Below are 18,465 nucleotides of genomic sequence, written 5' to 3'. Positions count from 1 at the left end.
ACTGCGGGTGCCGCTTCTCCGAGCTGCGTTCCCGCTTGCGATGCGACGGCCGGACGGGAGGTGTCGCCCCGCGATGATGGCCTCGCGAATCCCGCACGCAGCGAGTGAGAAAGGAGAGGTGCAATGAGGGAAAAGGCAAAGCGCACGTTCCAGGTGCCGCATACCTACACGATCATCTTTATCTTGATGATCATCGTGGCGGTCATGACGTGGGTTGTTCCGTCAGGAACGTTCGCGACGACGGAGATCGACGGGCGCGAGGTGACGGTGGCGGGTACCTACGAGCAGATGGACAAGACGTTCGTCGATGGCGAGACGGGCAAGCAGGTCGATCTGCGCCAGGGTCCCGGAGCGGTGCTGGAGGCGCCCATCGCGGGCATCATGGCCGCGGCCGAGGTGGTGGCCTTCGTGTTCATCGTCGGTGGCGCGTTCCAGATCATCACGGCTACCGGCGCCATCGACGCCGGCATGCGCCGGGTAGTGAGGAGGTTCAAGAGCAAGGACATTCTGGTTATCCCCATCGCCATGCTCCTGTTCGCCCTCGGCGGCTCCACCTTCGGCATGGCCGAGGAGACCCTGCCGTTCTTCGCCATATTCCTGCCCATCATGATCGCCATGGGCTTCGATTCGCTCACGGCGTTCATGATCGTGTTCATCGGCGCGAAGGCAGGCTACATCGCCTCGACGGTAAACCCCTTCAGCGTGCTCATCGCCCAGGGCGTCATCGGCATCACGGGCAACCCGCAGCTGTGGCTGCGCGCCATCATGTTCGTGGTGATCGTGGGTCTGTCCATCGGGTGGGTGGTGCTCTATGCCCGCAAGGTGCGCAAGAATCCCGAGTTGTCGCTCACCTTCCACGATGACAAGCAGAAGCGCCTCGATATGGGCGCGGTGGACGACGATGTGCCGTTCACGACCGCCCAGAAGTGGATCCTCGTGGTGTTTCTCGCGGGCATGGCCCTCATCGTGTGGGGGCTCGTGTCCCAGGGCTGGTACATGAGCGAGCTGTCGGCGGTGTTTCTGGCCATGGGCCTTCTGGCCGGCATTATCGCGCGGTTCTCGCAGCAGAAGATTGCCCAGGAGTTCGTGGCGGGCCTGAAGGACTTCGCGTTCTCGGCCATCGTCATCGGCCTGGCCCGCGGCGTGCTCGTCATTGCCGATAACGGCATGATCATCGATACCATTCTGAACGCCATGGCCATGGGGCTCGCCGATGTGGCGCCTGCGGTGTACACCACCATTCTGTACGTGGCGGAGAACCTGCTGACCATCCTGGTGCCGAGCTCTTCCAGCCTGGCGGCGCTCACCATGCCCATCTTCGGGCCCCTGACCGAGTTGGTGGGACTGAATCCCGAGGGTGCTGTCACGGCCCTGTGCCTGGCCGAGCCCATGATGACTATCATCGCGCCCACGAGTGCCATCCTTGTCGCGGGTCTGGCCGTGTGCAAGATCAGCCTAGAGCAGTGGTGGAAGACCTGCTGGAAGTGGTGGCTGCTCATGAGCGCGGTCTGCATCGGCTTCACGGCGATATCGGCCATGCTGCCCGTCGCTTAGCTTATACTGAACGAGAAAGGAGAGGTCATGGCGAAAAAACCCATTCACGTGACCAGCGAGATCGGCGATTTGCAGCGCGTGGTGCTGCATCGTCCCGGGCGCGAGCTCGCGAACATGAAGGCCGCGGAGTTCGAGAAGTGCTGGATCCACGACGCCTTCTACCTGGAGTACGCCCAAAAGGAGCACGACGCCTTCGCGAACATTCTGCGCGAGGCCGGCTCCGAGGTGCTCTACATGGAGGAGCTTCTGGCCGAGGCCATGGACGCGAACCCGGTCGCTCGGGCCGCTTTCCTGGACGAATACATGGCCCAGGCTCCCATTCCCGATCCGGCGCTCGTGCCGCTCGTGCGCGAGAAGCTGGACGCCATTGAGGGCAACCGGGAGCTGGTGGCCAAGGCCCTGGCCGGCATGCGCCTGCACGAGCTCGATCTGGCGAGCGGCCCGCGTACGCTGTCGCGCTTGGAGGGCGACGGTCTCGCCCCCGACGACTTCGTGGTGTACTCCATGCCGTCGAGCTACTTCTCTCGCGACCCCATCGCCTCCATCGGCACGGGTGTGGCGCTGCACCGCATGTACTACAACCAGCGCAACCGCGAGGTGCCCTTCTACAAGACCTTCCTCACCTATCATCCCGATTTCGCGGGAACGCCGTTCTGGTACGACAACCATAGCGCGGCTCACATCGAGGGCGGAGACGTGCTCAACATCAACGAGACCACGCTGGCGGTGGGCATTTCCGAGCGCACCGAGGCGGCGGCCATCGACACGCTGGCGCACAACCTGTTCTGGGGCGAGGAGCCCTCGGCCATTGATACGGTGTACGCCATAAGGATTCCCTTCGGCTACGAGACCATGCACCTGGACACGGTGTGCACCCAGATCGACTACGACAAGTTCACGGTGTACCCGGGCATGTACGACGAGCTGCACGCCTACCGCCTGCGCAAGGGCGACAACCCCGGAGAGATCGCCGTGGACGAGCTGGACGGCTCGCTCAAGGAGATCCTGGAGATGGCGACGGGCGTCGATGAAGTCACGCTCATCGAGTGCGGCGGGGGAGACCCGGTAGAAGCGTCTCGCGAGCAATGGAACGACGGCTCCAATACGCTGGCCATCGCACCCGGCAAGGTGTGCGTCTACGAGCGTAACGTCGTGACCAACGACGTGCTCGACCGGGCGGGCATCGAGCTGTGTGTCGTGCCCTCCGAGGAGCTCTCCCGCGGCCGCGGCGGCCCGCGCTGCATGTCCATGCCCTTCGCCCGCGCCGACATCTAGGCGCCCGCTTCGGGACGGTGCGGCCCTGGCCGGCCTCTGTGCCGGTGCTGGTCGGGGCCGTGTCGCGCCCGATTCCCGCGTCGTTACCGGCCAGGCCGCTGGCCGTTTCGGCGACTGTCCCTCACTTCCCCCACTTGAGAAAAAGGTGATCCCATGCCGCTCAATCTTTCTGGAAAGCACTTCCTAACCCTGCTCGATTTCAGTCCCGAAGAGATCCGCTACCTGCTCGATCTGTCCCGCGACTTCAAGAACATGAAGCGCGCCGGTGTGCCCCACCGCTACCTCGAGGGCAAGAACATCGTGCTCCTGTTTGAGAAGACCTCCACGCGCACCCGCTGCGCCTTCGAGGTCGGCGCCATGGACCTCGGCATGGGTGTGACCTACCTCGACCCGGGCAGCTCGCAGATGGGCAAGAAGGAATCCATCGAGGACACCGCCCGCGTGCTCGGTCGCATGTACGACGGCATCGAGTACCGCGGCTTCGAGCAGTCGGTGGTGGAGGATTTGGCCGCCAATGCGGGCGTGCCGGTGTGGAACGGTCTCACGGCCCAGTTCCACCCCACCCAGGCGCTTGCCGATGTCCTCACCATGCAGGAGGAGTTCGGCCCCGACTTGCGCGGCCGCAAGCTGGCGTTCTTCGGCCAGGTGGGCAACACCGCCTCGTCGCTGCTCGTCATCTGCGCCAAGCTCGGCATCGATTTTGTGCAGGTGGGGCCCCAGGCCGACGTGCCCGGGAACCGCACCTATCGTCCGGAGCTGTGGGAGGCCTGCCAGAAGCTCGCGGCCATAAGCGGGGCGACGCTCTCGGTGACCGATGACATCGACGAGGGCATCCGCGGCGTGGATGCGGTGTACACCGACGTGTGGGTCGGCATGGGCCAGCCCGCCGATCTGTGGCGCGATCGCATTGCGCTGCTCGAGCCCTACCGCGTGACCGAGGCCGTGATGGCCAAGGCGAACCCGGATGCCATCTTCATGCACTGCCTGCCCTCGTTCCACGACACGAACACCACCATCGGCGCCGAGATCGCTGAGCAGTTCGGCGTGACCGAGATGGAGGTGGAGGACGTCGTGTTCGAGTCGGACGCCTCCCGCGTGTTCCAAGAGGCCGAGAATCGCATGCACACCATCAAGGCCGTCATGTACGCTACGCTGAGGTAGCGGTCTTTCGACGGCGAACTTTCCTGCGGTGCGGCGGCCTTAACCATGCCGCACCGTTTTCCGTGACGCCGCCCGTCGATCCCCTTGCAGTCGGCGGGCGGTCGGCACATCTGGTCTAATATGGGAGCGGTGTCTACAAGAGGGCGGCCATGTAGATGGGGAGGTATGTTATGGGGCCTTCTTGCTCCAGGTTTCCTCTATGCAGCACTATCGCCCCTTCCAGTTTGTAGTTCTTTACGCCGAGCAACGCATCAAGCGCCGCGTGGCGCTTCGAGCTCTTGCCCGACTTGACCTCGATGGGCACAACGTATGGGGCGCCGGCTGCGTCGATCATGAAATCGACCTCTCCGACCCCTCGCTTGTTGAAGTAGTAAAGCCGCTCATGGCCGTGAGCGCGCAGCTCTTGAGCGACGGCGTTTTCGAACACGGCGCCCAGGTTCATATCCTCCGAGCGAGCCAGCAGCTGCTCGACCGCTGTCGATGGGAAGGTGGCAAACAGCAGCCCAACGTCCGACTGATAGAGCTTGAAGTAGCTTCGTTCCTCGGAGAGCCCCAGAGGAAACGTCGCCTCAGTGGCTCGATGCACGGGAATCACGACGCCGGCGTCGGCGAGCCAATCGAAATCGGAGGCGATTCTGGAGAACCGCTTGCCGTCGGTGGCGCCGCTGATGATAAAGCGCTTACTCTCCTTGTTCAGCTGCGACGGCACCGCATCGAATATGGTCTTGATCTGGCGGGCGCGCACGCGATCCTTCACGTAGCGCGTAATGTCGGCACGATATGTGTCGAGAATACCCCGCTGCCGGGCGCGCATGAGCTGGGTATCGTGAGTGTCTGCGAATACCTGCACGGCCTCGGGCATGCCCCCGATGAGGACGTAGCGCAGCCAAAGGTCGAGGAACATCTCATGCAAGAAGTCCGGCACGGGCTCTCTTGCGGCAAAGCACCCTTTTACGGCATCCCAGAGCGTTGGGTCGGTTCCCTGGGACCAGCAGAACTCTTCGAAGTCGAGCGGGAACATTTCCTCGATGTCGATGGTCCCGACGGGCAGGGATCGAAAGTCGTAGGCCTCGACGCCGAGCATCGAGCCAGAGTAGATGACGTCGAAACGGTCGTCCTCGGCCAGATAGCGCATCCAGGTAATGGCGTCGGCGCACCGTTGAACCTCGTCGAAGAACAGCAGAGTGCTCTCGGGGGCGAGAGGCCGTTCGGCAAGCGCGGTGATGCGCATGATGAGATCGCTGGGGTTCTGGGCTTCGCTGATGACCTCGACCGCTCTCGGCTGCTCGACGAAGTCGATCTTCACCATGGCTTCATAGCGTTCGCGCCCGAACGCCTCGATGCTGCTTGTTTTACCCGTCTGGCGAGCGCCAGTGATGAGAAGGCCTTGATTGGTCTTTGTCGCCTTCCAAGACTCGATCCGTTTTTCGATTTTCCGCTTGAGCATATATGCCTTTCTTGACGATATGCAGGTAGTTTACGGCTTAGGTGACAAAAATGCAAAGTTAAAAAGAGGCGAAATGGCGAAAATGCAAAGTTAGAAAGCCGCGAAATGGCGAAAATGCAGAGTTCTGAAGCCGCAATGGGTGCAGCTGTCTCCAGTTTTTGCAAAGAAAAAGTCCCCGTGCTGCGCAACGGGGACTTTGAGGTATGTGAGAGAGGCTGCTAATTCTTCAGCGAGTTCAAAGGTGCGGGCATGCGGCCGCCGCGGTGGGCGAAGACGGTGCCGGCGTAGGGGTTCACGGGCATGACCGGGGCGTAGCCGAGAAGGCCGCCGAAGTCCAGCTGGTCGCCCACCTGACAACCGATGGCGGGGATGAGACGTACGGCGGTGGTCTTGTTGTTGATCATCCCGATGGCGCACTCGTCGGCGATGATGCCGAAGATGGCCTCTTGCGTGGTATCGCCCGGCACGGCGATCATATCCAGGCCCACGGAGCACACGCAGGTCATGGCCTCCAGCTTCTCGATGGAAAGCGCCCCGTCCTCGGCTGCGCGGATCATGCCGGCGTCCTCGGAGACGGGAATGAAGGCGCCGGACAGGCCACCCACGGACGACGACGCCATGACGCCGCCCTTCTTCACAGCGTCGTTCAGCATGGCGAGGGCCGCCGTGGTCCCGGGGCCGCCGCACTGGCCCACGCCGATGGCTTCCAGGATCTCGGCCACGGAATCGCCCTCGGCGGGCGTGGGGGCCAGCGACAAATCCAGGATGCCCTGCTGCACGCCGAGGCGGCGCGAGGCCTCGCGGGCCATGAGCTCGCCGGCGCGGGTGATCTTGAAGGCGGTGGCCTTGATGGCCTCGGCCACGGTAGTGATGTCGGCGTCCTTGGGTAGGTCGGCGAGCACCGCGCGCACCACGCCGGGGCCCGACACGCCCACGTTCACTACTTCGTCGGCCTCGCCGGAGCCATGGAAGGCGCCGGCCATGAAGGGGTTGTCCTCCACGGCGTTGCAGAACACGACGAGTTTGCCGGCACCGATGCACTGCTTATCGGCGGTGAGCTCGGCGGCGCGCTTGATGATGCCGGCCATCTTGAAGGCGGCGTCCATGTTGATGCCGGCCCGCGTGCTGCCCACGTTCACCGAGGCGCAGACGCGGTCGGTGGCGGCGAGCGCCGTGGGGATGGAGTCCATGAGCTTGTGGTCGGCCCGGGTGGCGCCTTTGTGCACGAGCGCCGAGAAGCCGCCGACGAAGTCGACGCCCACCTCCTTGCCGGCGCGGTCCATGGCCACGGCCACGGGCGTGAGGTCGTCGGCGGTCACCGCGGCGCAGATCTCCGCGATGGGGGTGACCGAGATGCGCTTATTCACGATGGGGATGCCGAACTCGCGCTCGAGCTGCTCGGCGGTGGGTACGAGCTTCTCGGCGGTCGAGGTCATGCGGTCGTAGACCTTCGAGGCCAGCTTGTCCACATCGGCGTCCACGCAGCCACGCAGGTTGATGCCCAACGTGATGGTGCGGATGTCCAAGTTCTGCTTGGACACCATGGCTAGGGTCTCGGCAACTTCGGCAGGGGTGATCTGCATGGCGGCTCCTCGCTCGCGACGGTCGGCAGGGCGCGCACTTCGCGCCCTGGTAATTGTTCCGGCTCAGTCTACCAAATCACGCCCGTTCCCGTCGCCGTACGGGCGTGGACGGGTCAGATTGTCTGTGACCATTCGCAATGTCAGGTTCGAAGAGGTCAGTCGTTGGTTTTTTGCCGCCGGAGCGTCTCTATTACACTGATCCGCACCAAGGGCAACCTATAAGTGCGCAATAGTTGCTGGTGCTCTGCCGCCTGCGTGCTAGGATGAATTCATCAAGGTGATTCTGAGAAGGCGAAAGGCGAGAAAGCGAGGCGGAAAATGGTGGTCATGGGGTTAGGGCTTCCCGAAGTTGTTATGGTACTGGCGGTTATCGTCATCAAGGTGATTCCCTATATCCTTTTCGCCGTTCTGGTTGCGCTTGTTGTGAGATATCTGAACGCGCGGCCCCGGCGAGATCGTGAGAGGAAGACCGCGCATTCGTTGGGCGAAGTGCTAGCGGAGGAGCGCCGACGCTGTGGCATGACGCAGGAGTTCGTGGCCCACGAGCTCGGAGTGAGTCGCCAGGCGGTTTCGAAATGGGAGAAGGGAACGAGCGATCCGTCCACCCACAACCTCATCGCCCTTGCCGAGCTGTACGGCGTCGATGCGGCCACCCTCATCAAGTCGGTCGAGCGCGACGGTAGCAAAGCGGCCAGCGCTGCCTCGGAGGGCTAGGCATCGGCGGCTAGTCGATTGCGCAGGTCGCGGTGCTGATCGCAGACGCAGAGAGCAGTCTTTATCGCGATCGCGATATTTTTCTTTTCCTCCTGTGCTATTATCGCGATCGCGATAATGATTGAAGGCAGGTGAGGACATGGCCATTCGAAGCGCGCGGGACTTTGGGGCGGCGATTCGCAATCGTCGCAAGCAGCTTGGATACACGCAAGGAGAACTTGCCGAGATGTGCGACGTAGGAATAATGTTTGTCTCTCAATTGGAGAACGGAAAGCCGACGGCCCAGCTGGACAAGGCGATTCGCGTTGCGAACATGGTCGGACTCGATATTGCGCTTCAAGAAAGGCGGTAGCCCATGCGCATGAAGGTGTGGGGCGAGATATCGGGCGAACGCCGTTCTCGGAAATTGCGACGGGCACCTCAAGAACCTCACTGTGCTTCGGGGCACCGACTGGTCGTCGTTTGCATTGGCGCCTGTGTACGACATCGCCTCGACGGTGGTATATGGGGGCCTCGACCGTCGTATGGCCATGCGCATCGGGTCGACCAACAAGATCGACGAGGTTGGCCGGGACGATTTTCTCGCTTTGGCGAAGGAGCTAGACGTTTCGCCGCGCATGGTGAGGCGGCTCATCGAGGAAGTTTGCGAAGGTGTTGGCGGGGCGGCGTCCGACGTGCTGCGCGATACGGAAGACGCTCTGGGCGCACCGCTTTCGAAGCTGCGAGATATCGAGGAGTTCGCGCGGTCGCAGATTGATCGGCTGGGCATAAAGGGCGCGTAACGAGGGCGAATCTCCTAAGACTCCTTTTCGCTCTGCTCGGCAGCTGCCTGCTCGGCCTCCGCAGCTTCGATGGCCCCTTCTTGGGCGGCGAGTTTCTCCAGCTCGGCGAGGAACTGGTCGGCCTCGGGGGCGTAGCTCAAATGCTCGGGGCGGGGAAGCGACCCGGCGGCGAAATCGCCCAGAGGGCCGCCGAAGCAGTCGTCCCAGTAGGCCTCGCCGAGCAGGTCGGCGGGAACGTCGGGCTCCAGCTCGATGAACGAGCACACCCAGCCCGGCACCGGCGTGAGGTTGAGCAGCAGCACAAGCGCCACGAGGGCGGCGAAGGTGGCGAGGATCTGCAGGTTCTGGCGACGGTGCACCAGGGTGGCCAGAGAGGCGGCGGAGCTTACGTCGGCAGTGTCGGTTGAAGGCGTATCGGTGCTCATGGGGCGCTCCTAGCGGCGGAAGAGGGAGAAGATGAAGTACAGGACGACGATGAAGATGCCGATGGTGCCTGCGAACAGGACGAGGAAGGGGATGACGCAGGCGATGGTCAGGAGCGTCAGCGTGACCATGGTGGGATGCTCGCGCCGCGCGACGGCGATGACGGCGAAGGAGAGGGCGGCCAGGCCGCAGTAGGCGATACCCCAGATGAGCTGGTCCTGCAGGAAGTACCAACCGGTCTCGCTGGCCAGGTCGGCCCAGGCGCCATAGCCCAGTCCCGAGGCGGTGACGATGGTGACGCCGGCCGCCGCGATGAGCGCCCCGCCCCAGAAAAACCCTTTGGAAAGGGCCGTGGCGGTGGCCTCGGGGTGCCGGCGCGCCCGGGTCTTCGCGATGAACGCGCTCGTGTCTCGGGCCACCGGGACGGGCCCTTCCTCGTTGCCGGTGATCCAGCAGGCGGCCTCGCCGCCGCCTTCCGCAATGCGGGCCGCCTCCTTGCGCAGGGCCGTGGCGCGCCGGCGCGTCTGCCCGCGGGTGCGCACGCCGCGGATGGCGAAGGCGGCGCTGGCGAACTTGGGGGCGAGCACGGTGGCGGCCGCCGCCAGAAAACCGAGGAGCGCCGCTCCGGTGAAGGTGGCCGTGGGCACGGCCGAGATGTCCCAGAGCGCGTCCGGGTACACCGAGTTTTCTCCCATGCCGGTGGGGGAGATGAGCACCGTGGCTGCCGTGGCGAGCGGCTCGCCGGCGTTCACGACGCCGTTCTTCCAGCTTCCGAAGGTGAAGCGGGGCGTGACGAAGCACACCAAAAGGACGAGGGCGACCGCGAGGACGAGCCGTCCGAAAAAGGCGGGTTTGGAAAGGCCGTCCACAGGAGCGTGCTTTCCCTCGGCGTCGGCCAGCGCATCTATCTGGGAAGCGGCCTCCTCCAGGGCCGCGACGGCGTCCTCGGCAAGGGTGTCGCTGCGGGCACCGCGCAGATGCTTGCTGGCCTCGGCCACGGCGCCCTTATCGGTAGCGGAGACCTCCATGAGTTCGGTGACGAAGCCTCGGGGCACGGGGCGGCCGAACAGCTCCGCGGTGAAGTAGCCGGCAGCCGTGGCGGGCACCACCGCCTCGCTTGCGCGGACGATGCCGAAGTGGTGGATGTGCGGGCTCGCCTCGGTGTGGGCGGCCATGTCGTCGGCGCGCTGAACCAGGCGGGCGCGGGCCTCGGCGGTGGCGGCAAGAGGGGCGGAGTCGTCCACGGCCGTGGAGCCCACGGCCCGGATGAGCCTGTCTCCGGCGCCGGTGCGCCCGTGGTAGGCCTTCAAGTTCCGCTGCACCCACGCCGCCCAGCCGTCGCTTCCGTAGCGTGCGGCGAAGGAGCGCACGGCTTGCTTGTCGGCCGCCGTGGCCTCGAGCACCGCCAGTACGCGGTCCACCTTCTCGCCCAAATTCGCGTCCTCGTGCTCGCGCAGCCACTTAAGTCCGGCGCGGGCCGGGCCCGAAAAGCCGGCCACGGCCACGATGCCCAGAAGGTCGCGCACCGCTTCCTCGTCGGCGATAAGGCGGTAGAAGCCGAGCGGCGTGGCCGAGGCTCGCGCAAACAGGGCATCTACGGCGGAGGCCCCGGGCACGACGGCCTCGCCCTTCCAGAAGACAGCGCCGCGCGCCGGGTCGATGAGCGTAAGCGCCCGGGAAAGCCCCAGATCCTCGTCGCCGTTCTCGTCCTCGGGCAGCGTGTCCGGATCGCGGTCGGTGATGTCGTTCAGGGCCACGGCCAGATCTGTCTCGCCGAGTTTGCGGAAGTAGTCTTCCAACCCGTGGGTGTACAGGTGGCGCTTGGCTTTCTCCCAATTATTCGCCAGCGCCGTGACCAGGGTGGCACGACTCTCGTAGACCTTGCCTTCGAACTGATAGCCCGCTGGCCCCGCCATGGCGGCGGCGTCCAGCGGGTCACGGTAGCGAAACGCGTCCGGGTCGGCCAGCCAGCGCTGGATGTCCTCGTAACCGAGGCGCCCCTGGGGATGGGCGTAGGTGAGCCCGTAGATGAGCTGGCCCAGCGTCTCATGCTCGGGCGCGCGGGCCTCGAAGGCTACGGGACGGCCGCCGGCGAGCACCGCCGACAGGTCGTCGCCGTCGATGAGCGTCTGGTGCGGGTGACGGCCGCCGTTGTACAGCGTCCAGATGGTGTAGCCGAGCGCGTACCAGTCGTTCTCACGCTGCACCACCGAGGAATGGGGCGAGTAGCCCGGCGTGCGGCGGTCCACCTTGGTGGCGCCGGTATCGCGGCCCTCTTCCAGCACCGAGGAGATGCCGAAGTCGCCGAGCACCACCTCGCCTTCTAGAAGATAGAGGTTCTTCGGCTTCACGTCGCGGTGCACAATGCCCTCGTCGTGCAGGTGCGCAAGCGCGCTGGCGGCCTGTGGAATGATCCTGTCGCGCAGCTCTTCGAAGGAGGCGCCGTCGCGGGTGAAGGCGTCGTCGCACAGGGGCATGACGACCACATCGTAGGTGGACTCGCCGAGTCCCGGCACCTCGTCGCTGATCTGGCCCGTGGCGTACAGGGGCATGAGGTGCGTCTCGCGGAAGTGCTCCTCACCGAGGGGGTGTTCGGCCATGAGGCGCCGCAGGTAGCCGAGCACGGCCCGACGTGCGAGGCGGTCGCGCACGGCGTGGGGCTGGTAGGCGATCTTAGCGACGAAGGTGCGGCCCTCCTCATCGGTGGCGGCGACGACCGTGCCCTGGCCGCCGGCTCCGATGACGTCGGCGGTGTGCAGGGTGAAGGTGCGGTCTCCGTCGCCTTGGAAGGGAAGGTCGGCACCGGAGAGGACGGGGGCGGTGGAGTCGATGTCCACGAGCGTGGGAGCGGCGTCCACGATGGTGGGTGCCGCGTCCCGCCGCGGCTCCCGCGAGATGTTCGGGCTAGCAGCCATTAGTGGCTCCGGCCTCCTCATCGGCCCTGCGGAACGTGACAGCGCCGGCGCTGGCGACGGCTTCTACGGCTTCGCCAGCTTCCACGTTTTCGTCGAAGATGAAGGTGGACAGCGGGTTCAGGTACGCATCCTCCACCAGGTTGCCGATGCCGCGGCCGCCGTTCTCGCGCACCTCGGGGGCTAGCGCGCGCTCGGCCAGAAGGTCGAGTGTGGCCTGGGCGGCGGCCACGGTGATGCCGCAGCGGTTCCGCACGTTTCCGTTGATCTTCCGGATCTGCGATTCCAGGATGAGGCGCGAGGCCTCAGGCGAGATGTAGTCGAACACGACGATGTTGTCGCCGATGCGGTTCAAGACCTCGGGCTTGAAGTGCGTGGCCATGGCCTGCTGGACCCGGGCGCAGATGACGTCGTAGGGCTCGCCGGGCTGCACGATGTTGCGGCGGCCGATGGTGCGCCCGTGCTCGTCGAGGAGCTCTTCGGAGATGCCGACGTTGCTCGTGAAGAAGATGAGGGTCTCGCCGAAGTACACCGTCTGGCCCTGGCCGTCGGTCATGCGGCCGTCCTCCAGGATTTGAAGGAACTTGTCCATGATGGAGGGATGGGCCTTCTCCACCTCGTCGAACAGGAGCACCGAGAAGGGGTTGGCGCGCACGGCGTTGGTGAGCTGGCCGCCGGCCTCGTAGCCCACGTAGCCCGGCGGGGCTCCGAAGAGCTTCTGGTCGGAGGCGTCGGCGGCGTACTCGGACATGTCGAAGCGCAGGTAGCTGCGCTCGTCGCCGAACAGAAGCTCGGTGACCGCCTTCACGATCTCCGTCTTGCCCGTGCCCGTGGGGCCGGCGAGGAAGAGCACGCCTTTGGGCTTGGTGCCCGATGAGTGCTGCATGCCGGAGAAGCCCAGCACCGAGCGCTTGAGCACCGAGACGATCTTGGCGATGGCGGGCTCTTGACCCTTCACGCGGCGACGCAGGACAGCTGCGGGGTCGTCGCGCAGCTTGTCCATCATGGCGCTCCAGCGGTTCTCGCGGATGCCGTACTTGTAGAGGTCCACGAGTTCGGTGACATGCTCCGGCACCGTGCCGCCGCGGGCGTACAGACGCCGCAGCTCGTCCAGCTCGGTGAGCAGCATGCGGTCGGTGGTGTCGACGAGTTTCTCGCGAGGGCGGTCGAGCTCGGGCGCGGCAAGGTCGGGGAAGGCGATGTCGAGATAGGCCTCGCGGGCCGGGCGATCGGGGCTGGGCAGTGCGATGACGCGCACGTCGGGGTTGCCGCGCACAAGCCAGGAGGGCAGGTCGGTGGCCTTGTTGGCGACAAGGACGAGGGTGTTCACGTGCTCGCCATCCCCGCGAATGGCGTCTTTCGCGCCGAGGAGCAGGTTCATGAACACGGCGTTCTCCTCGGGAGTGAGGTCCTCCGGCGAGGAGGCGAGCCGGCTCGCGAAGTCGAACACGCAGGCGACGGAGCGGGGCTCTTCCTCTCCGAGCCGCCGCGAGAGAGCCGCGCGTACGAGCAGGGAGTCGTGGACGAGGCGGTTGGCGGCAAAGGGCTGCTGGCGGCTCGCCGGGTCGGCGCCGGGGTTCAAGGCCTCGGCCTCGGCGGTGAGGCGTTCCGCTTCGCGCTGGGCCGCCTGGGCGAGCGCGCGCACCTCGCCGGTGCCGAGGGGATCGTGCACGCCCCGCAGCGGATCCACGTAGAGGAACCGGTAGGGCCGTGTGCCGTCCGGCGCGGCGAACAGCTCCGGCAGGATGTGGGCGAGGGGAAGGAACTGGGTCTGCCCTTCGCAGTCCCACGGGTAGAGGTCGGACACGTTGCCCTCCAGCACGAAGAGCGGCTTGATGCCGATGAAGTTCTCCAGCTCGCGCTGCCAGGTAGGCATGTTCACGGGGCTACTCCTTCTCGCGGGTCGTTTGGGGCCGGCCGTGGATGCCGATGGATATCGCCCGGCCGTCGAACACCGCGTTCTGCACCGAGCGCGGTTTCTGCATCTCCTCGTGATACAGGGTTTCCAGTGCCGGATTGAGCACGATGACCCGTTGGTTGGTGGAACCGCGCAGCGCGCAGACGCCGTCGTTTTCCGCCTCGACATAGGGCCCGTCGATGAGCACGTCGATGAGCGGCGCATCCTCCGGGTGCGCGCTGGGGGCGGCCCCGGCGCTTCCTTCGTTGGGAAGGCCGCCGCTGCTTGGTTGCGGGGAGGAGGGGAGGGGAAGCAGGCCTTTCGGTAATTTGGGCATGGCGGTGAGCTCCCCGAAGGTGTAGCCGGTGTAGATGAGGATGTCGTCGAAGGCGGAGCGGATAGCCGCGAGCACGGAGGCGAGGGCCGGCGCCTGTTCCAGCGGATCGCCGCCGGTGAAGGTGATGCGATGGGCACCGGTGCGCCCGGCAAGGTCGTTCAGAACGGCAGCGAGGCGCGCGGGCTCGATGGCGGCCTCGGGGCGCGTCTCCCACAGCTCGGGATTGGCGCAGCCGGGGCATCGCTTCGTGCAGCCACAGGTCCACACGACGACGCGCTCGCCGGGACCTAAGGTGGTGACGGGGAAGTAGATGCGGTCGACGAACATGGCGGCCTACCGGCCGGACATGGCCCGCGCCGCGACGCGCGCGATCTGCCGGGCATCCAGCGGATCCTTGCAGAACGTGCAGGCGGCAACGCGACCTTCGGGGCCTTCCACGGCATATTCGGTCCCGCACACGGGACATCGCACGGACCAGGCAGTTTCGGCGGGAGCGTTCTGCGCGTCCGATTCCACGGCGGCCCCGTCCGCCACGGCCGCCTGGGTGCCCACCTGCACGCGGAACACCATGTCGGCCAGCTTCAGCGTCTCGCCGCCGAACAGCGGTTGGGGCGCGCCGCAGCGCAGATCCGACCAGACGCCACCACGCTCCACGGCCGACGCGTTGCGGCCCGTGTGCTCGATGGTCCAGCGCCCTTCGCTGTCGACGGCCACCACGGCATGGACGCCGGACACCCTCGGCGAGAAGAGGTCGGGCGAGAAGTCGCCGGCGCGCCCAAGGATGCCGCCTGGGGCCGGTATGCGGACGACCTCCCCGCTCCGCACGTCTTCCAAAAGCAGGGTATCACCTGCGCTTTCGTGCGAAAAAGCGCCTCCGCAAGCGGCGCAGCGCATCGCATCGTCGGGGTTGGCGAAGCCGCAGGAGCACAGGCGCATGCTATCTCATCTCCCTTGTCGCGTTGCCGCTGCGCCTGCGCTTCCGCGCTTCGCGCCTCGCCGCCGCATCTTCTCCGTAGGGGCTGACCTCGGTCAGCCCTGGCCCGCGAGATTCGTTGGAGGCGCGGATTCCGTCGCGCTCCGCCATTCCCGCCCGCGCCTCGACGTCTGCGACGGCTCGCATCTCGCGGCAGAAGGCGGTATCGGGTGCGGCCTTGTAGCGCACAGTGTTGGTGATGCCGAAGGCGGCCAGATCCTCCGCGATCTCGTCGTAGACGGCGCAGAAGTCGTGCTGGTCGGCGAGGAGTCGCTCGGTGCGCGCCCCGCCAGGAGCCGCCTCCATGGTCACGACCTCGCCGTCTTCCACTGCCTCGATGCCGCCAGGCAGCCCTGCCACCTGCAGCATGAGGTCGCCCGCATCCGACACGAAGGCGTGCAGCCCCTCGGTGGCGTCTTCTCGGCCGAAGAGCCGATGGGTGCCCATGAGGTCGCGCCCCATAGTGACCGAGCGGGCGATGGTGTAGCCGTGGCGTGCCATAACGGTGTCGATGCAGGCCTTCAGGTAGGCGTTGCGATCGACTTGAAGCTGGAGGGCCCGCAGCGTCTCCAGGCGGCCGACGGCCTCCTCCAAGGTAGCGAAGGTGCCGAACGCTTCCGCGAAGGGGACGCTCTGGGCGCGCAGGTCGGCCTCGGCGTCCTCGATGAGGGCGATAAGATCGGCCATGGCTGCGGCGTTCGATTCCATGGTGGGGAGCAGAAGCGCCAGCTGCGCGGCGGCCTGCGGGCCCAGCTCGCGCGTCGTTTCCAGGAGCAGGGCGCGATCGGCAGGTAGGGTGCAGGGGGAGGCGATGAGCGCGAGCGCCCGACGGGCGACCTCTTGCACATGGTTGCGGGCGATCAATGTCCCGCTTTCGTCCACAGCAGCGGGCGAGGGGCGACCGAGGTTGCCCCCTACGGGCTCAACCTGCATGGCCGTCCCCTCTGCAGCAGCCTTCTCCATAGGGGCGGATCTTGATCCGCCCTGGGCTTCGACGGCCGATGATTCCGACGGCAGACAATGCTCATCGGCCATGAAAGAGCGGGCGGCCTCCACAGCGGCCGCTGTGGCGCTCTCTTTGGCGGCCTTGGCCAGCACGGCGGTGAAGTCGCGTGCTTCGGACGCGGCTGCGGCTTGGGCGCGGGCTCGCTGGATGCGTTCGGCCAGGGGGTGCGCCTCGCGCTCGAAGGCATCAGCGATGGCTACGGCTCGCGACGAGCAGCGCTCGGTCCGGGCGACGGATTCCGCCATGGCCGTTGCCGGCGTAAAAGCGCATTCCGCTGTCAGCTGCGCGAGGGCCGCCTCGGCGAGCTGCCGCAGGGAGGCAGCGGCTTCCTCGGCTTCGGCACAACCTTCGGCCTCGTTCAGAAGCTCGTTCAGGAGCGCCGCGATGCGCCGCCGCGCCCGGGCCCGACTGTGATCCACGTCGGAGCGCAGCGCCTCAAGCTGCGCCCGGATCATCCGCTCGATTTCCAATTGACTCGTCTTCGGCCCGCTCATGGATGTGCCCCTTTGCCCAAATTCTCTCTTCGGGCCATTATAGAGCCATCAGAAAGAATCGCGCGGGAAGATGGGAGACGGTATGAGCGAGGATGAAGCTGTGAAATTGACGACGGCGGGCTATACCGCTGACGACTACGACGGGGATGCCCATGTGCCAGCCGAGGAGGCGCTGCGGCGGCTTGTGGAGGGCAACCGCATCTACGTGGAGGCGCTCGACCATGAGCGCGATCTGTCCCAGGAGCGCATTGCCGACCTGTTCGAGAACGGTCAGCGCCCCTTCGCCTGCGTCATCACGTGCGCCGACTCGCGGGTGGTGCCCGAGCACGTCTTCATGACCGGGTTGGGCGAGCTGTTCGTCATCCGCGTGGCGGGCAATGTGGTGGGGCCCATCGAACTGGCCAGCGCCGTGTATGCCTGCGAGCACTTGCACACCCGTCTTCTGCTGGTGCTGGGGCACACCCACTGCGGCGCCATCAAGGCGGCCCTCGATGGGGAAGCGGGGCCGGTGGCCGCCATCACCGAGCGCATCGTCGCGGCCCTGGGCGACGTGCGCGACCCCTACGAGGCCAGCGTGGCGAACGCCCGGGCCGCGGCAGCCGAGCTGGCCGCCTCGCCGGAGCTGGCGCGCCTTGCCGCCGAGCACGACCTGGACATCCGCGTCGCCATCTACCACACCCACTGCGGCGTCGTCGACTTTCTGCAGCGCGGCTCTGAGATCCTGACGTTTGACGGGGAGATTCCGCTCTTGAAATGATTATCGTAATAACTTGCGATAAAGTGATTGAGGGGATACACTTGCACGTGATGATTCGCGAAATGTAGGGGCGGCGTTGGAAGGCAGGGGAGAATGTTGTTCAGCGAACTTGCCGTAGCCTACTTGTTTTTCGGGGGAGCGGGGGCTGGCACCTGTGCTGTTATGGGCGTATTGGAATGCGCCAATTTAGGACGCTACGGTACGAGAGCGACCTATCGCACTACAAAGAAATCGCAGCCCCGTTTGATTCGGTGGGTGCGAAGAAACTTGCGAGTGCCCCATGAGCTGTTATCCCGCGGCTGGGTGCTCTGCCTGGTGCTGCTGGCGGTGGGATCGCTTTGCCTCATGGCCGATGCCGGCCGTCCCGAGCGGGTGCTCTCTCTGTGGCTGGCCCCTCGCTTCACGGTCGTGACGGTGGGTGCGTGGGCACTTTTGGCCTCGGGCGCTTTGGCGACTTTCTTCGCTCTTGCCTCGAATGGTATTGGCGCGCGATTGCCTCTCTTCGTAGTGCTCGTCGCCTCCGTTGCCGCTGTGATCGCAGGAGTTATCACAGCGGTCTACACGGGAGTGCTCCTCATGCAGCTGCCCTCGGTTGTCGCCTTTGGGTCGTGGCTTGTGCCGGCACTCTTTTGTCTCTCGTCGCTGTCATGCGGGGTGGCCGTGGCCTTCGGCGTTGCGTCTTTCGTTGATTCTCGCGTGCCGTTCGGTTCAGCGCTGCGATGCTTAAGCCACATGGACCGTGCGATAATCATCGCAGAGGCAGTGGCTCTGGCCCTCTTTGCGACGTTTTTGCTGACTGATATCCGAACAGAGGCGGGGGGCCGCGCCCTTCTGACGGGTGATGAGGCGATTATGTTTTGGGTGGTGCTCGTGCTAGCCGGTTTGGTCGCGCCCTTTATCTTGGAGTGTCGTTACCCTGGAGGAGATCGGCGCACAAAGGGCCTCTGGATTGCCGTCTGTGTGCTCCTTGGCGGGGCGGCCCTGAGGGTCTGCGTGACAGGGCTCGCCTCTTTCGACGTTTCCCAGAACCCCGAGCTCGCGATGCGTATGGCGTTCGCGGTAGCTGGAGGCTGAGCTGTGCCCTCGCAGCGGGAACGCTGGAATACGATGAACAATAAGGCAACTTGCTAAGCAAGATGAGAGGAAGGAT

At 65.4% G+C, this 18,465-nt stretch carries 15 protein-coding genes and 1 pseudogene; 8 read left to right on the top strand and 8 right to left on the bottom strand.

Annotated elements, in window-relative coordinates; all coding sequences use genetic code 11:
• Positions 1-123 precede the first annotated feature (123 nt).
• The 3 genes from NE591_RS11610 (at position 124) to argF (ending at position 3,990) form a co-directional block, all read left to right on the top strand.
• Positions 124-1,554, top strand: a complete 1,431-nt coding sequence (locus NE591_RS11610; protein ID WP_256156706.1) for a YfcC family protein — start codon at positions 124-126, stop codon at positions 1,552-1,554.
• Positions 1,555-1,581: 27 nt separating this feature from the next.
• Complete coding sequence (locus tag NE591_RS11605; RefSeq protein ID WP_022739359.1) at positions 1,582-2,829, top strand: arginine deiminase; 1,248 nt, start codon at positions 1,582-1,584, stop codon at positions 2,827-2,829.
• Between the two features lie 153 nt (positions 2,830-2,982).
• A complete protein-coding gene (argF, locus tag NE591_RS11600; protein WP_022739360.1) occupies positions 2,983-3,990 on the top strand; it encodes an ornithine carbamoyltransferase in 1,008 nt (335 codons plus the stop codon).
• A 133-nt stretch (positions 3,991-4,123) separates the two neighbouring features.
• Here argF and NE591_RS11595 read toward each other — a convergent pair whose 3' ends face one another.
• Both NE591_RS11595 and NE591_RS11590 read right to left on the bottom strand, forming a co-directional pair.
• Entirely contained in the window at positions 4,124-5,437 is a 1,314-nt protein-coding gene (locus NE591_RS11595) for an ATP-binding protein (RefSeq protein WP_256156705.1), read from the bottom strand.
• A 218-nt stretch (positions 5,438-5,655) separates the two neighbouring features.
• Complete coding sequence (locus NE591_RS11590; RefSeq protein WP_256156704.1) at positions 5,656-7,020, bottom strand: PFL family protein; 1,365 nt, start codon at positions 7,018-7,020, stop codon at positions 5,656-5,658.
• Between the two features lie 489 nt (positions 7,021-7,509).
• Here NE591_RS11590 and NE591_RS11585 point away from each other — a divergent pair, with 489 nt between their 5' ends.
• The 3 genes and pseudogenes from NE591_RS11585 to NE591_RS11575 all read left to right on the top strand — a co-directional run.
• Positions 7,510-7,734: a helix-turn-helix domain-containing protein gene (locus NE591_RS11585; RefSeq protein ID WP_256156717.1), complete on the top strand. Its 225-nt coding sequence runs from the start codon at positions 7,510-7,512 to the stop codon at positions 7,732-7,734.
• Between the two features lie 139 nt (positions 7,735-7,873).
• Entirely contained in the window at positions 7,874-8,086 is a 213-nt protein-coding gene (locus tag NE591_RS11580; RefSeq protein WP_114539227.1) for a helix-turn-helix domain-containing protein, read from the top strand.
• 37 nt (positions 8,087-8,123) lie between these two features.
• Positions 8,124-8,516: pseudogene (locus NE591_RS11575) on the top strand (HipA domain-containing protein); the annotation flags it as partial.
• Positions 8,517-8,530: 14 nt separating this feature from the next.
• Here the strand turns inward: NE591_RS11575 and NE591_RS11570 are convergent.
• Genes NE591_RS11570 through NE591_RS11545 form a run of 6 tightly spaced genes read right to left on the bottom strand, consistent with a single transcriptional unit; the run spans position 8,531 to position 16,558 of the window.
• Complete coding sequence (locus tag NE591_RS11570) at positions 8,531-8,941, bottom strand: hypothetical protein (protein WP_157012554.1); 411 nt, start codon at positions 8,939-8,941, stop codon at positions 8,531-8,533.
• Between the two features lie 9 nt (positions 8,942-8,950).
• Positions 8,951-11,854 (bottom strand): protein kinase, encoded by a 2,904-nt coding sequence (locus NE591_RS11565; protein ID WP_256156703.1) that lies wholly within the window; start codon positions 11,852-11,854, stop codon positions 8,951-8,953.
• Positions 11,844-13,727, bottom strand: coding sequence for an AAA family ATPase (locus NE591_RS11560; RefSeq protein ID WP_256156716.1), 1,884 nt, complete (start codon positions 13,725-13,727; stop codon positions 11,844-11,846). Before NE591_RS11560 ends, NE591_RS11565 begins: the two co-directional genes overlap by 11 nt.
• Positions 13,728-13,737: 10 nt before the next feature.
• Positions 13,738-14,412, bottom strand: coding sequence for a 4Fe-4S single cluster domain-containing protein (locus NE591_RS11555; RefSeq protein WP_157012551.1), 675 nt, complete (start codon positions 14,410-14,412; stop codon positions 13,738-13,740).
• Between the two features lie 6 nt (positions 14,413-14,418).
• Positions 14,419-15,021 carry an FHA domain-containing protein gene (locus NE591_RS11550; protein WP_173114005.1) on the bottom strand — a complete coding sequence of 201 codons (603 nt, stop codon included), beginning with the start codon at positions 15,019-15,021 and terminating at the stop codon, positions 14,419-14,421.
• 1 nt (position 15,022) lies between these two features.
• On the bottom strand, positions 15,023-16,558 hold the full coding sequence (locus NE591_RS11545; protein WP_157012549.1) for a hypothetical protein: 1,536 nt from the start codon (positions 16,556-16,558) through the stop codon (positions 15,023-15,025).
• 100 nt (positions 16,559-16,658) lie between these two features.
• Here NE591_RS11545 and NE591_RS11540 point away from each other — a divergent pair, with 100 nt between their 5' ends.
• Positions 16,659-17,315, top strand: a complete 657-nt coding sequence (locus NE591_RS11540) for a carbonic anhydrase (RefSeq protein ID WP_173113999.1) — start codon at positions 16,659-16,661, stop codon at positions 17,313-17,315.
• A 93-nt stretch (positions 17,316-17,408) separates the two neighbouring features.
• Positions 17,409-18,389 carry an NrfD/PsrC family molybdoenzyme membrane anchor subunit gene (gene nrfD, locus NE591_RS11535; protein WP_157012547.1) on the top strand — a complete coding sequence of 327 codons (981 nt, stop codon included), beginning with the start codon at positions 17,409-17,411 and terminating at the stop codon, positions 18,387-18,389.
• Positions 18,390-18,465: the final 76 nt, after the last annotated feature.

The organism is Adlercreutzia sp. DFI.6.23 (assembly GCF_024462535.1).
GTDB classification, from domain to species: domain Bacteria; phylum Actinomycetota; class Coriobacteriia; order Coriobacteriales; family Eggerthellaceae; genus Adlercreutzia; species Adlercreutzia rubneri.
The sequence above is the reverse complement of the archived record's forward strand: the minus strand, read 5'-3'. Positions and strand labels throughout refer to the sequence as shown.

Coding starts and splice junctions, on each gene's coding strand:
- NE591_RS11570 (WP_157012554.1), bottom strand. CDS start 8,941: ATGAGCACCGATACGCCTTCAACCGACACTGCCGACGTAAGCTCCGCC.
- NE591_RS11550 (WP_173114005.1), bottom strand. CDS start 15,021: ATGCGCCTGTGCTCCTGCGGCTTCGCCAACCCCGACGATGCGATGCGC.
- NE591_RS11610 (WP_256156706.1), top strand. CDS start 124: ATGAGGGAAAAGGCAAAGCGCACGTTCCAGGTGCCGCATACCTACACG.
- NE591_RS11605 (WP_022739359.1), top strand. CDS start 1,582: ATGGCGAAAAAACCCATTCACGTGACCAGCGAGATCGGCGATTTGCAG.
- NE591_RS11545 (WP_157012549.1), bottom strand. CDS start 16,558: ATGAGCGGGCCGAAGACGAGTCAATTGGAAATCGAGCGGATGATCCGG.
- NE591_RS11555 (WP_157012551.1), bottom strand. CDS start 14,412: ATGTTCGTCGACCGCATCTACTTCCCCGTCACCACCTTAGGTCCCGGC.
- NE591_RS11560 (WP_256156716.1), bottom strand. CDS start 13,727: ATGCCTACCTGGCAGCGCGAGCTGGAGAACTTCATCGGCATCAAGCCG.
- NE591_RS11595 (WP_256156705.1), bottom strand. CDS start 5,437: ATGCTCAAGCGGAAAATCGAAAAACGGATCGAGTCTTGGAAGGCGACA.
- NE591_RS11565 (WP_256156703.1), bottom strand. CDS start 11,854: ATGGCTGCTAGCCCGAACATCTCGCGGGAGCCGCGGCGGGACGCGGCA.
- NE591_RS11590 (WP_256156704.1), bottom strand. CDS start 7,020: ATGCAGATCACCCCTGCCGAAGTTGCCGAGACCCTAGCCATGGTGTCC.
- argF (WP_022739360.1), top strand. CDS start 2,983: ATGCCGCTCAATCTTTCTGGAAAGCACTTCCTAACCCTGCTCGATTTC.
- NE591_RS11580 (WP_114539227.1), top strand. CDS start 7,874: ATGGCCATTCGAAGCGCGCGGGACTTTGGGGCGGCGATTCGCAATCGT.
- nrfD (WP_157012547.1), top strand. CDS start 17,409: ATGTTGTTCAGCGAACTTGCCGTAGCCTACTTGTTTTTCGGGGGAGCG.